The sequence below is a fragment of the Paenibacillus sp. PCH8 genome, from assembly GCF_002968835.1.
Classification (GTDB): Bacteria; Bacillota; Bacilli; order Paenibacillales; family Paenibacillaceae; genus Paenibacillus.
Window position 1 is genome coordinate 1,107,224 of sequence record NZ_PKQK01000001.1, and the last position, 13,348, is coordinate 1,120,571.

At 48.3% G+C, this 13,348-nt stretch carries 13 protein-coding genes; all 13 read right to left on the reverse strand.

What is annotated here, in order from left to right:
* Positions 1-66 precede the first annotated feature (66 nt).
* Complete coding sequence (locus C0Q44_RS04905; RefSeq protein WP_105406286.1) at positions 67-2,328, reverse strand: helix-turn-helix domain-containing protein; 2,262 nt, start codon at positions 2,326-2,328, stop codon at positions 67-69.
* 262 nt (positions 2,329-2,590) lie between these two features.
* Positions 2,591-3,538, reverse strand: a complete 948-nt coding sequence (locus tag C0Q44_RS04910) for a ribose-phosphate diphosphokinase (RefSeq protein WP_105406287.1) — start codon at positions 3,536-3,538, stop codon at positions 2,591-2,593.
* 303 nt (positions 3,539-3,841) lie between these two features.
* Positions 3,842-4,666 (reverse strand): histidinol-phosphatase HisJ, encoded by an 825-nt coding sequence (gene hisJ / locus C0Q44_RS04915; protein ID WP_105406288.1) that lies wholly within the window; start codon positions 4,664-4,666, stop codon positions 3,842-3,844.
* Between the two features lie 13 nt (positions 4,667-4,679).
* A complete protein-coding gene (hisIE, locus tag C0Q44_RS04920; protein WP_105406289.1) occupies positions 4,680-5,423 on the reverse strand; it encodes a bifunctional phosphoribosyl-AMP cyclohydrolase/phosphoribosyl-ATP diphosphatase HisIE in 744 nt (247 codons plus the stop codon).
* Positions 5,416-6,177 (reverse strand): imidazole glycerol phosphate synthase subunit HisF, encoded by a 762-nt coding sequence (hisF, locus tag C0Q44_RS04925; RefSeq protein WP_105406290.1) that lies wholly within the window; start codon positions 6,175-6,177, stop codon positions 5,416-5,418. The genes hisIE and hisF overlap by 8 nt, the downstream gene beginning before the upstream one ends.
* A gap of 30 nt (positions 6,178-6,207) precedes the next feature.
* A complete protein-coding gene (gene hisA / locus C0Q44_RS04930) occupies positions 6,208-6,942 on the reverse strand; it encodes a 1-(5-phosphoribosyl)-5-[(5-phosphoribosylamino)methylideneamino]imidazole-4-carboxamide isomerase (RefSeq protein WP_105406291.1) in 735 nt (244 codons plus the stop codon).
* Positions 6,943-7,194: 252 nt separating this feature from the next.
* Positions 7,195-7,827: an imidazole glycerol phosphate synthase subunit HisH gene (gene hisH, locus C0Q44_RS04935; RefSeq protein WP_105406292.1), complete on the reverse strand. Its 633-nt coding sequence runs from the start codon at positions 7,825-7,827 to the stop codon at positions 7,195-7,197.
* A 3-nt stretch (positions 7,828-7,830) separates the two neighbouring features.
* Positions 7,831-8,460, reverse strand: a complete 630-nt coding sequence (gene hisB / locus C0Q44_RS04940) for an imidazoleglycerol-phosphate dehydratase HisB (protein ID WP_258166176.1) — start codon at positions 8,458-8,460, stop codon at positions 7,831-7,833.
* Complete coding sequence (gene hisD / locus C0Q44_RS04945) at positions 8,453-9,757, reverse strand: histidinol dehydrogenase (RefSeq protein WP_105406293.1); 1,305 nt, start codon at positions 9,755-9,757, stop codon at positions 8,453-8,455. Before hisD ends, hisB begins: the two co-directional genes overlap by 8 nt.
* 93 nt (positions 9,758-9,850) lie before the next feature.
* Positions 9,851-10,510: an ATP phosphoribosyltransferase gene (gene hisG, locus C0Q44_RS04950; RefSeq protein ID WP_105406294.1), complete on the reverse strand. Its 660-nt coding sequence runs from the start codon at positions 10,508-10,510 to the stop codon at positions 9,851-9,853.
* Position 10,511: 1 nt separating this feature from the next.
* On the reverse strand, positions 10,512-11,711 hold the full coding sequence (locus tag C0Q44_RS04955) for an ATP phosphoribosyltransferase regulatory subunit (protein ID WP_105406295.1): 1,200 nt from the start codon (positions 11,709-11,711) through the stop codon (positions 10,512-10,514).
* Between the two features lie 439 nt (positions 11,712-12,150).
* Positions 12,151-12,693 carry an acyltransferase gene (locus C0Q44_RS04960; RefSeq protein WP_105406296.1) on the reverse strand — a complete coding sequence of 181 codons (543 nt, stop codon included), beginning with the start codon at positions 12,691-12,693 and terminating at the stop codon, positions 12,151-12,153.
* A complete protein-coding gene (locus tag C0Q44_RS04965; protein ID WP_105406297.1) occupies positions 12,690-13,346 on the reverse strand; it encodes an HAD-IA family hydrolase in 657 nt (218 codons plus the stop codon). The genes C0Q44_RS04960 and C0Q44_RS04965 overlap by 4 nt, the downstream gene beginning before the upstream one ends.
* Between the last annotated feature and the right edge of the window lie 2 nt (positions 13,347-13,348).

A 13,348-nucleotide genomic window follows, 5' to 3' on the forward strand; every position in this document is an offset into this window, starting at 1 on the left:
ATGAAATTCACCCTGTGCTTATATTCGGCTGTATGCAACCCCTTGGGTTGGAACGAACACTTCAATTTATTCTTTGGACTCTCGTTGCTCACGTTTCATTCGACGATAATCGCCTGGAGTTATACCTGTGATTCGCTTAAATACACGTCCAAGTGTAATTCCATTTGCATACCCTATCTTTAGTGCAATGTCCTGTAAAGAACAGTCTGTTTCCAAAAGCAATTTCTCGGTCTCTTTCATTCGTAGCTCTGTCACGAAGTCAACGAATTTCATGTTGAACTCCGTCTTGAACAGATAGCTCGCATGTTTGCCCGATATCTGAAAGCGATCACTTAAATGCTTGAGTGACAGATCTGGATTCGCAAACTGTTCCTCGATATAATTTTTCATTTCGTTAACCATCGCCTTGTAACTCTTCGTTTCAGTTACCGCCACATACGTTCGGAACAAGTCAGTCAGGCCGTCCAATAACAGACCTTTCACATCCTCCAGCTTCTCCGCTTCTTCTACAGCGATCAGCCATGCGCTAATGTTTTTTTCAGACAGCTCTTCCTGCAGTCCCTCTGACATCATAGATACTTCCCGGCTGAGCATCTGTAACATCGCCTGAATTAAAGAGCGAATCTCTTCATCAGGCAGCTTATTCTGCTCAAACGCGACGAAGATTTCCTCCAATTGCTCGCGCCATTGACCACTCGACATTCGGAAACGTTTGACAAAGTCAGCAATCATCTGTAGATACGTGTAAGTTTCCAACAACGGATGCTGAAGTTCACCAGAATCTGCCTGGCCCACATCACCGTTCATTAACAATTTACGTTGCACAACTGCTTCAGCCGCCGTATAAGAATGATGAATGGCGGTTATACCCTCAGCCTCGGAACCAATGCCAAAGCTCAGCGATATACGCAGATTTTGCTCAACCCAAGATCTGCAATCCTCCGCTACTAAGCGAATCTGCTTGGACATCTGCTCGCTACTCGCTGCCTGTTCCTTTGAAAGAAAGAGAATGGCGATCCGATCCGCACTAATCCATTCCGTCCAGCATTGCACTTCTGTATTACGAGAGAGCTCCTGAAGAACATTCATTAAGGCAAACTTCAGCGTGTTCTGCTCTCCTCTTGTAAACCTCTCCTGAAACCCCTTCTCATAGCGGTTAATTTCCCCAACTACAACGATAAAGCGTGAAGTGTCATTTACCTCACCCAGCGGAGATAATTCTTTCAGTTGCTCTTCGACATGATCCATGTGCTCCCCGTAAAGCAATGCTTTGAACAACTTGCTGCGCTGCATCAGTACGTTTTCCCTGCTTTTTTTGTCATAGTCCATCATATGGTTAATCAAGTTTTCAAGCACACCATCAATCATCTTCATCTCATCCATACCCGTGCCTGAGTTTTCAAAAGCTCGAATCTGTTGCGATTCGATTCGGTTCATGATAATCTGAATCGGTTTATAGTTGCGACGTGTAATATACACAATATATATAATCGCGCAGATGACGGTCACAATGGCAATGATTATCCACACATAGGAGACAACAGAGACCCAGCTAAACAGATTACCCGCTTTGATGCCACTAGTGAGTGTCCAATTTAATCTTTCCAAAGGAATTGTGTTTAACTCCTGACCATCCCGAGTTCCCTCTTGATCGGAATGGGCATTATAAACAACCTTTCCCTTCTGATCGGTTATCGTCAGGAAGGATAGTTGTCCATTTATCATACTGTCCACACTCTGCTCAATGCTGCTCATCTTGACATTAATGACGAGTGTACCCTCTGAGCCGAATGGCAAAGGCATGTCCTTATTTACCGTCAACACCCGCACAGGAGTTCGCTGAACAACATCCACTGCAATTTCCCGAACGGGCTGCCAGCCCGAAGTGACAGCCCCATTCACAATCTGATCAATCCATGCTTGATCAGAGAAGCTTTCTACTTCCCTGGAGCCACTTACCGTTAGCACATGTTTGTTTTGCTTGTCATATAGATATATCGATTGAATCCATGATGAAGAACCGCTCAACTCACGCAAGCTTTGAGCGATCGTATATACTTTATCGGAACTGATCTGGTGGGTATTATTAAAATAAAGCTTGTACGCCTGTTCGCTCTGTACCGCTTCAGTTATCGATAACTCAATATCCCGAATCGTACGATCCAACGTAGTCGCCAGATAATTGGAAGATATCCGATCCGCCTTTTTCGTTTCCTCCCTGGAGATGTCATTAATGAAAACAAAGGCGATAAAAATGAGTATCGTCATGGTAAAGAAAAAGATAGGGAAATACGAAAAGAGCAGTCGATAATACCAAGTACGCGACAATAGACCCCACTCCTCACTCCACGATGCCAATGTCCATCAGCCGTGGTTCTGCTGTTTATTATCTTTCCACACCTTACGGATGGTTATATATATAATAGCGCTATCATTGTTGATTTCATGCTATTATAGCACAAGTCTGGAACGGCAAAGTAAGGAATTGAAATTACGGAGCCTAAACAAAAATACCGTGCTGAGCTTGAACCACAACTCAGACACGGACATGTGAAAAAAATTTGGACTATCGCCTTACATCATTTCGAAACTAAATACCCGAATCTTTAAACAAAGTAGCCATAGAGCCGCCCTCAACTATAATACGAATAGCTCGTGACAACATTGGAGCTACAGGCAATACCTTAAAGCACTCTGGATGGTCATCCGGTAGCGCAATGGAATCGGTAACGACCACCTCTTCAATGAACGGGTGATTCAGTTTACTGACTGCCCCATCCGAGAACAACCCGTGTGTTGCACATACATATACATTTTTGGACCCACGTTCCTTTAACCCTTCCACGACATTCAGAATAGTCGTCCCGGTATCAATCAGATCCTCAATAATAATGGGTGTCCGGCCTTCTACATCCCCAATAACATGAGTAATAACCGATTCATTATGGCTCGGTCGTTTCTTGATCATAATCGCAAAGGGTGAATCCAGACGATTCGCGAGCTTCTCAGCCATCGATGCTCGTCCAGCATCTGGAGAGACTACAACAGGGTTCTCGATTCCTTTACTTAACAGATAATCACTAATCAGATCCAGCGAAGTCATATGGTCGACGGGAATGTTGAAGAATCCCTGAATGGCCGCTGCATGCAGATCGATTGTTACCACCCGATTCGCTCCAGCCGTAGTTAATACATCGGCTACCATCTTGGCCGAGATCGGCTCCCGAGGGGCGGATTTACGCTCTTGACGAGCATAACCGTAATAGGGAACAATGATATTCACTGTGCGTGCTGAAGCCCTCTTCGCGGCATCAATCATCACAAGCAGCTCGACAAACAGCTCATTGATTGGATGAGACAACGACTGTATTAGAAACACATCACAATTACGGATCGTTTCTTCATAATGGACGTATATTTCTCCGCTCTTGAACCGGGACAGCTTGATATTGCCCAGTTGTACTCCCAGCTTGTCACATACCTCTTCTGCCAGCTTAGGGTTCGATGAACCGGAAAAAATACGTAACGAATGCTGCATAATGCCCTCCCGAGGGTTTGAAGTCCCTATATAATCCCTTATCTAAAAGTGAGTGTTCATAAAGACCGGTGTTCAGTACCGAGAAGATGGGATAAAGCTAGAAATGGAGTAGCGGAGCGTAGGCAAAACTACGTGAGCAACCACAATGTTTCCAGAGGAAACATACTCGGTAAGCATCCACCTATTTCGGCTGAATTCCAGCTTCGATGCTGATGATGCCATTAGGCATCCTTCGTAATCAGAAGCGGACTTTTTGAACTACTTCTAAAAGGTTATTTCCTACCCTCATTATACTCCACTGCCCTATACATTTAAAGGAATGAACGAGCGCTGACGGCTTTCAAAAACAGAAACTCCCTTACAACCCAGCTCCTGTAAAATCGCCTCAGCTTCTGGTAAGTAATCGCCCAGCTTCAGTGGATCATGTGCATCAGACCCCATCGTGAGCGGAATGCCCAATCGAATCGCTTCGGTTAGCATCCGGCGACTGGGAAACATCTCCGCGCAAGGCTTCGATAACCCGGAAGCATTCAGCTCCATGGCGCAACCACTTTTTGCGATAGCTTGCAGAGCTGCATTCTCCAAAGCGATCCGTTCGTCTGTCTGCTCCGCAGAAGGAACGAAACCAAACCGTTTGATGACATCCGCATGACCCATGATATCGTACATACCCGTGGCAGCCGCCTTGCTTACAGCATCGTAATACTGACGATATACGTCAAGTACGTCTTTGCCCTCCCAATGATGGGTCTGACGGAAATCCGTAATATCCCACTCCCCGAGGAAGTGAACCGAGCCAATCACATAGTCCCATGGATAACGCTCAATGATCGCGCCGATCTCTGTCTCCCAGCCTTCAATATAGTCACCTTCCAGGCCAACACGTACGTCAATCTGCCCACGGTAACGTTCTTTCAGTGAGAAACATTCCTCTACATAACGCGGTAGTTCATCCATAGGCATCGCCATTTCCGGATAATATTGAGCCGGATCTACATGCAATAGCGGCATGTGATCAGACAATCCAATCTGGGATAGTCCAATCTCCACACCACGCTGCACGTATTCCTCCAGTTTGCCGACAGCATGTCCACACCGCTCATGGTGTGTGTGATAATCTATACGCACCAGACTCCGCCTCCTAATCGCGGCGAGGCCGCTCATGACGGCGACTCAGCTCTGACATAATGTCGTCCAGCGGCAGCTTGCGCTCTTGTAACAGGACGAGCAGGTGATACATCAGGTCACTGACTTCCAGACGAAGCTCGGCATTATCTTTATTTTTGGCAGCGATAATCGTTTCGGAAGCTTCTTCACCGATTTTTTTCAGTATTTTATCTACACCTTTGTCGAATAGATACGTGGTATAAGCACCTTCTGGACGCTCGCGTTCACGCTCGGCAATAACGGATTCCAGTTCAGCCAATACCTCGAAGCGGCTTTCCGAACTTGAACTTTCAGAGATAGATCCTGTAGAATCAGTATTGGCTTCATCTGAAGCCTTGTCCGCAGAGTTCTCTGGCAGGCCAATGATCTCATTATGGAAGCAAGTCACCGCACCCGTATGGCAAGCAGGACCGTTTGGTTTGACCTCAACGAGCAAGGTATCGCCGTCACAGTCATATTTCAGGGAAGTGATGGTCTGAACATTGCCTGATGTTGCACCTTTGTGCCACAACTCCTGACGTGAACGTGACCAGAACCAGGCCTCACCGGATTCCAGTGACAACTTCAGAGATTCACGATTCATATAGGCCATCATTAATACTTCACGAGTATCGGTATTCTGCACGATTGCAGGAACCAACCCGTCACTCCAACGAATGTGTTCCACAACCTGCTCCAAGGATAGCTGCTCCTTAATCTCATCGCTTACTTTAGTCACGGATCTCCACCCCTTGTTCTCTCAAATGTTGTTTTAGCGCCGGTACGGCGATTTCTTTGTAATGGAAAATTGTTGCTGCCAGGCCTGCGTCTGCTTTGCCTGTTGTGAATACATCATAGAAATGAGATTCTTTGCCTGCTCCACCCGAAGCAATGACTGGAATACGCACCGATTCCGAGACTGCAGCTGTCAGCTTCAGATCAAAACCATCTTTTGTCCCATCTGCATCCATGCTTGTCAGTAGAATCTCGCCCGCGCCCAAGGTCTCGGCCTGTTTCACCCATTCCAGTGCTTTGATACCAGATGCTTTCCGTCCGCCATGCGTATAGACTTCCCACTCGCCCCATGCCTCGTTATACTTGGCATCGATCGCTACGACGATACACTGTGAGCCAAAACGACGTGCGCCATCGGCAATCAACTGTGGATTAAGCACGGCTGCCGTATTCACTGCAATCTTGTCTGCTCCTGCACGCAGAATACGTTTCATATCCTCCACCTTGGAGATGCCTCCGCCTACCGTAAATGGAATAGCAATCTCGCCCGCCGTCTGCCGTACCACTTCTTCCATCGTTTCGCGGCCTTCCACTGAAGCGGAGATATCGAGAAATACCAATTCATCCGCACCCTCGCGGTCGTATAGTGCCGCCAGCTCTACCGGATCACCCGCATCGCGGAGATTGACGAAGTTCACGCCTTTGACGACCCGGCCGTCCTTCACGTCCAGACAGGGAATGATTCTTTTTGCCAGCATGCTCCCTCTTCCTCTCTACCCGAAAATCGTTTACTTGTTTACTGCGCGTACCGCTTCAGACAGATCGATGCTACCCGTATACAGTGCTTTGCCCACGATTGCTCCGCCAACACCATCATCCGCATGACGACTCAGACGTAGCAGATCATCCATTACACTTACACCGCCAGAAGCAATAACCGTGCGTCCGCTCGCTTTGGCAAGAGACACAATCGCTTCCACATTAGGACCCTGCATCATGCCATCACGTGAAATATCCGTAAAGATAAACGTCTCTGCCCCATATGTAGCCAATTCTTTCGCGAGTACCTCTGCCTGTACTTCCGATGTCTCAAGCCATCCGCGGGTTGCCACGTAACCGTTACGTGCATCGATTCCAATCGCCACTTTATCCCCGTAACGTCCCAGTACTTCCTCTGTAAAAGCACGATCCTCAATTGCTGCTGTCCCAATGATGAGACGACTAACACCCAGACCCAGCAAACGTTCTACATCCGCTACCGTACGAAGTCCGCCACCCACTTGAACAGGTACGTTCACCGCTGACGCGATCCGACCGATCAACTCATCATTAACAGGATGACCCGCTTTGGCACCATCCAGATCCACCAGATGCACGTATGTACCGCCTTGCTTCTCCCAGGATAGAGCAACCTGAACGGGGTCATCGTTATACACAGTCTCCTGATTATAATCTCCCTGCACCAGTCTTACACATTTGCCGTCCCGGATATCAATTGCCGGATATAGGATAAAAGATGACATACAAGGCCCCCTGAATATAGATTAGATTTGAAAAAATCATTGCAAGCTTGCGATATGAATTATATGAGTACGTGGGACTTCGCCCCCGTATTGCTAACTTTCGGCATCCTATTGTTCTATCGGTTGGAGGAGACGAGCCGAAGCTACATGCCGAACATACCATGTAATCTCGCGCAGCGCAGCCCCGTGTTTAAAGATTTAAAGTGAATTCGGCTTTTGCCATCATGGCTTTGTTTGTTTTCATTGCACCACTTACAGTTCCCTTTGTACAGGTGTCCCTGTTAAAGCCAGAAAGTTACCAAGTAACTTCATGCCGAGATCACCGCTTTTCTCCGGGTGGAACTGCATGCCGAAGTTAGATCCCCTGCCTACAATGGCTGTAACCGGATGTCCGTAATCCGTCACGGCCAATAGATCGTCCCTATTCTCAGTTAGCGCATGATAGGAATGGACAAAATATACATGTCCTGCATCCAGCCCCGCAAGCAACGAGTTTTCAGGGTGCATGAATTCCAAGCGGTTCCAGCCCATATGAGGAACCTTCAATTCACCTGGTGAGAATCGCACCACTTTTCCCGGCAAAATATCCAGTCCCTCGTGCTCTCCATGCTCTTCGCTGGAGCTGAACAACAACTGCATACCCAGACAGATGCCGAGCAGCGGTTTGGACCCGGCAGCCGCTTCCTTCACTACCGTGTCCAATCCAGTCTCCCGCAGATGAACCATCGCATCACCAAAAGCTCCTACACCGGGCAGGATAACTCCATCCGCTCCAAGAATAGCTTCCCGATCGCCTGTGACCAGCGCTTCGTAGCCGAGACGTTCGACCGCTTTGCCGACGCTGTGCAGGTTGCCCATACCGTAATCGACAATTGCAATCGCCATCGTCTACAGCACTCCCTTCGTGGAAGGCACACCTGTTACACGCGGATCAATCAAGGTTGCCTCATCCAGTGCACGTCCCAATGCTTTGAAGATCGCTTCAATCATGTGGTGTGTGTTCTGGCCGTAGTGAACAATGACATGCAAGGTAATCCGTGCTTCCAGCGCCAATTTCCACAGGAATTCATGCACTAGCTCCGTGGAAAAACTGCCCACCTGCTGTGATGGATATTCTGCCCGATATTCAAAGTGAGGTCGGTTACTCACATCAATAATGACTTGAGCGAGGGCCTCGTCCATCGGTACAAAAACACTGGCGTAACGCTTGATCCCGCGTTTGTCACCCAACGCTTCTCGCAACGTCTGTCCGAGACAGATCCCAATATCTTCAACCGTGTGGTGATCATCAATATCAATATCCCCGCGGGCCTTCACGTTCAGATCGAATTGTCCATGCTTCGTGAACAAATCCAGCATATGGTTCAGGAAGGGTACATCTGTTTCAATATTAGATTGTCCAGTCCCATCCACAGCGAAAGCCAATTGGATATTCGTCTCATTCGTTTTGCGATCTACCTCTGCCTGGCGTACAGCGCCTTTGTTTTCAACTTCCACTCCATCATTTTGCTTATCCATTGTCCAATTCCGCCTTTCCTTCCTGTTCTAACCGTACAGCGATTGCACGAGCATGTCCCTCAAGACCCTCATGACGGGCCAATTCTATAATAGCCGCTCCATTCTGCAGCAGCGCTTCCTTACTATAATAGATCAAACTCGACTTCTTGATAAAATCATCCACATCCACCGGTGAACTGAACCGGGCAGTTCCATTAGTCGGAATAATATGATTCGGTCCGGCAAAATAATCCCCTACCGGCTCCGAGCTGTACGGGCCGAGGAAGATGGCTCCGGCATTCTCGATCCGGCCAGCGTAAGCCATCGGCTCCTGCACCATGATCTCCAGATGCTCCGGTGCGAGCCGGTTCACTACATCGATTCCCTCATCGATGGAATCGACCACAATAATCGCGCCATACTGCTCTACAGATGCAGCAGCGATATCGCGCCGCGGCAGCACAGCCAGCTGCCGCTGCACTTCGGCTTGCACGGCTTCCGCCAGCATGGCCGAATTCGTGACGAGAATGGCCGATGCCATCTCGTCATGTTCCGCCTGCGACAACAGGTCGGCGGCGACGTACACCGGATTCGCCGTATCATCGGCGAGCACCACAATCTCACTCGGCCCGGCGATACTGTCGATATCGACCGCACCGAACACTTCGCGCTTCGCGAGCGCCACGTAGATATTCCCCGGTCCACAGATCTTGTCGACCGGGGCAATGCTCTCCGTGCCGTAAGCGAGGGCGGCGATCGCCTGAGCGCCGCCAACCCGGTACATCTCGCTCACACCTGCTTCCGCAGCAGCAACGAGAATGTACGGGTTAATACCTTCGCCGCCATTCGTTGATGGCGGCGTCACAAGCACGATCTCCGGCACGCCTGCCACTTGTGCCGGAATCACATTCATCAGCACCGACGATGGATACGCCGCTTTGCCGCCAGGTACATACACACCGACCCGCTTCAGCGGCCGGATTACCTGGCCCAGCAGGCTACCGTCCGGCTGCCAATCCATCCACGAGTTGCGTTTCTGCTTCTCATGAAACGAACGAATGTTGGCGGCGGCTTGCCGAATCGCCGTCACAAAAGAGGGCTCCACGGCTGCATAAGCCGCCTGAAGCTCTTCCTGCGGCACGCGCAGATCCGCGGCCTTCAGCTTCGTGCGGTCAAGTTGCTCCGTGTAACGCAGCAGAGCTGCATCCCCCTCCCGGCGAATGTCACTGACAATGCGCCGTACCGTCTCATTTTGCTCCGGTGTACCGTATTCAACTTCTCTCTTCAGATTAAACTCCCGTGCAGGTACAATTTTCATCCCTGGAACCTCCTTATCCCCTGTGATGCCTGTCATCATATAATAGAATCTTTTCTATATTGCGTATTTCATCTACATTTCTAAAGCATCATTTTATCCCCGAAGGCTTCCCGCCGAAATCTCATTTGATGCCGGAATAACCTGTTGAAGTGCATCACACAAAGCTTGAATCCGTGCATTTTTCATCCGATAACTTACCCGATTCGCGATAAGGCGGCTGGTAATATCCAGAATACCCGTCATCTCCACCAGTCCGTTCTCGCGTAGCGTCTGACCTGTCTCCACCAGATCGACGATCCGATCAGCCAGACCAATCAGGGGAGCAAGCTCAATGGAACCATTCAGCTTAATAACCTCTACCTGTTGACCCTGCTCCCGGAAATACTGAGATGCAATTCTTGGATACTTCGTTGCGACACGTTGCTGAATGCCTGGCTTCCAGTCGGGAAGACCAATCACAGACATACGGCACTGGGCGATTCCCAGATTCAACAGTTCGTACACATCCCGATCTTCCTCCAGTAGAACGTCTTTACCGACAATTCCGATATCCGCAACACCGTACTCCACATATGTTGGAACATCCACGGGCTTCGCCATGATGAATTCCATTCCGGCTTCCGGTACTTCAATGACCAGTCTGCGTGTATCATCCACGTCTTCAGGAATATTCAGCCCTGCCTCACGGAACAATTTGGAGGCTTTTTTATAGATTCGGCCCTTTGGCATGGCCACCTTTAGAATATCCGACATCTTAACGCCCTCCTTCTTCAGATCCGTAAGTGATAACCTGCTCAGCCTGAATAGTTGTTTCCCCACCAGGTACTGCATTTGCCTCAGTTCCGTCTACAGGAAGGAGAGATGTCACTACATTTTGTCCCATGCTGCGTAATCTTGCTGCTTCGGTTAATGCCTCGGCCCGACGATTCGGGCGATATTGAATAAGTACCGGTTTTTTCTCTTCAATGATAATGCCATGAACACCATCAATAATTCGATTGGTTTTTAGCGCAAATCCCGTCGCTGGTAACGAACGTCCAAATTGTTGCAACAGATTATCATATCGACCGCCACTACATACCGGTGAACCCAGTTCTGCCGCATAACCCTCAAACGTCATGCCCGTATAATACGAGAAATCACCGATCATTGTCAGATCAATCAATACATGCTCCGACACTCCATACGCTTCCAATACTTCAAATACGGCACACAGATGTGCAATCGATTGTGCTGCTTCCACGTTTGAGCTAAGCTCTGCCGCGTGTGTACATACTTCCTTCCCACCGCGCAGGCGAAGGATGGCTTCAAGCTGTTCTTTCAGCTTAGGCTCCAGATTCAGTGCTTCGATCGACTTGCGATAGCCGACATAATCACGTCCGAGCAGACCTTCCTTCAGTTGCTCCTGCTCCGCAGTTCGGCCTGGAATGACTTCTTCCAATAATCCGTTAAGGAATCCCATATGGCCCATCGCTATTTTAAAAGAAGACACACCCGCTGCCTGCAAAGAGGCAATCGCAAGCGCAACAACTTCTGCATCCGCTTCAGGTGAATCATCCCCAACAAGCTCAACGCCCGTCTGGAAGAATTCCGCTTCACGCCCGGCTTCCTCTTCAATGGAACGAAACACATTCGCATGATAGGACAGACGCAGCGGCAGCTCTTCATCTTTGAGCATCGACGAAACAACCCGAGCAATGGGAGCCGTTAGATCTGATCTCAAAACCAGGGTGGTTCCTCGGCTGTTCAGCAATTTGAACAATTTGCGATCTGATGTAGAGCTTGCTACACCTACCGTATCGTAGTATTCAATCGTTGGTGTTATGATCTGACGGTAACCCCAGCGTTCCATACATTCCAATACATTCCGCTCAATCGTCCGCAGCTTGGATACCACATGTGGCGTATAGTCACGGAAGCCGGTCGGTTTTTCAAAGCCTTTTGGTTTGGACATTGGTATTATTCACCCCGAATCAATATTTTAAGAGTCGCTCTCGTTCTATTTCAACAGGATTTATGTATTGTAAATCCTCATTTTATCTTGTAACCCTGATTCACCGTACTGCTGCAAGCAGCCGTCATATATTCGTTTAATTTATACTTTACCTGTATATTTCATTTTACTTTCTTTAACGTGGTAAAGTGCTAATAAACTAAAGGATATGGGATATGATAACACGAATTCTGCATCATCGTCAACAATACTGAAACTTGCTCGTCCTTAAATGGACATATTGATTTGAAACACCCACCCTTACCTTTGCCAGTCGATATTTATATACGAAAAAAGCTGCCATCAGCAGCTTTTTTACTTCAATCCATGTGCATGAATCACTTCATGGATTAGAGATTTGTCTCAGAGGACTTTGTTGAATATATCGAATATCCCTCTCTCAGTGCACACTTCCCTGAGAGTTATCATCCATATTAAAGACCGTCTCTTCTGAAGAAGCCGCAGAATGGGATAAATCACGCAGTGGATTTCCTCCAACAAAGGCCCCTGGAGCTACATCTTTATGTACTACAGCACCGGCAGCGACAACAGCTCCATCTCCTATGGTTACCCCTGGCAGAATCGTTGTATTGGCACCAATCAGTACATTTTCTCCGATAATGACCTCACCGAGCCTGTACTCCTTAATGAGATACTCGTGAGCAAGAATCGTAGTGTTGTATCCAATCACCGAGTTTTCGCCAACCGTTATTTTCTCAGGAAAAAAAACGTCCACCATCACCATCAGGCCAAAGGCCGTATGTTTTCCCACTTTCATACCGAGCATTCGGCGGTAAATCCAGTTCTTAACCGATAGAATCGGGCAGTACCGCGATAACTGGATCCAGATAAAATTTCGAACGCCCTTCCACGGACTCACTGTCTTGTAGATGTGCCAAAGTGCATTCTGGTCCTCTACCGGATAGCGGGTTACTTTTCTCATGAACGTCCCATTTCAACACGGGTGAGCTTGAGCAAGTCCCTCATATCATGCAAAATATAATCAGGGCCGTATCCGTTCAATATCGTTTCTCCTTTAAGAGACCATGCAACCCCTGCCGAGAGTGCCCCTGCATTCTGTGCTGATTGAATATCCACCGGACTGTCACCCACCATGAGCGTCTTGGCAGGATCTGCACCCAGTTCAGTCATCGCTTTCAATACAGGTTCAGCATGAGGTTTCGGATTCGTTACATCCGTCACTGTCACAATTGTTTTCATATACTTCAGTAGATCGAATCGCTCCAGTACCTTTAAAGTGGATGGACGAATTTTGGTTGTAACTACCCCCATCACAATGCCCGCCTGGTGCAGTGCCTCTACAACCTCAATAACATGCGGAAATGGTCTAACCATCCCTTCTTGATGGATATCATTATAGGCACGGTAACCTTTCACGTATTCGGAAACTTCCTCCCGACCCGAGAAGGTGCGCATTTGTTGCTCCAATGTGCCGCCCATATGCGGAATAATCTGTTCCCGTGTCCATGGGGATGAATGATCCCATCCTTCCATGACATGCAGGAATGAGCTGAGAATCAGCTCATTGGTATCAATAATCGTCCCATCCAGATCGAACAATACCGTGTCAATCATGC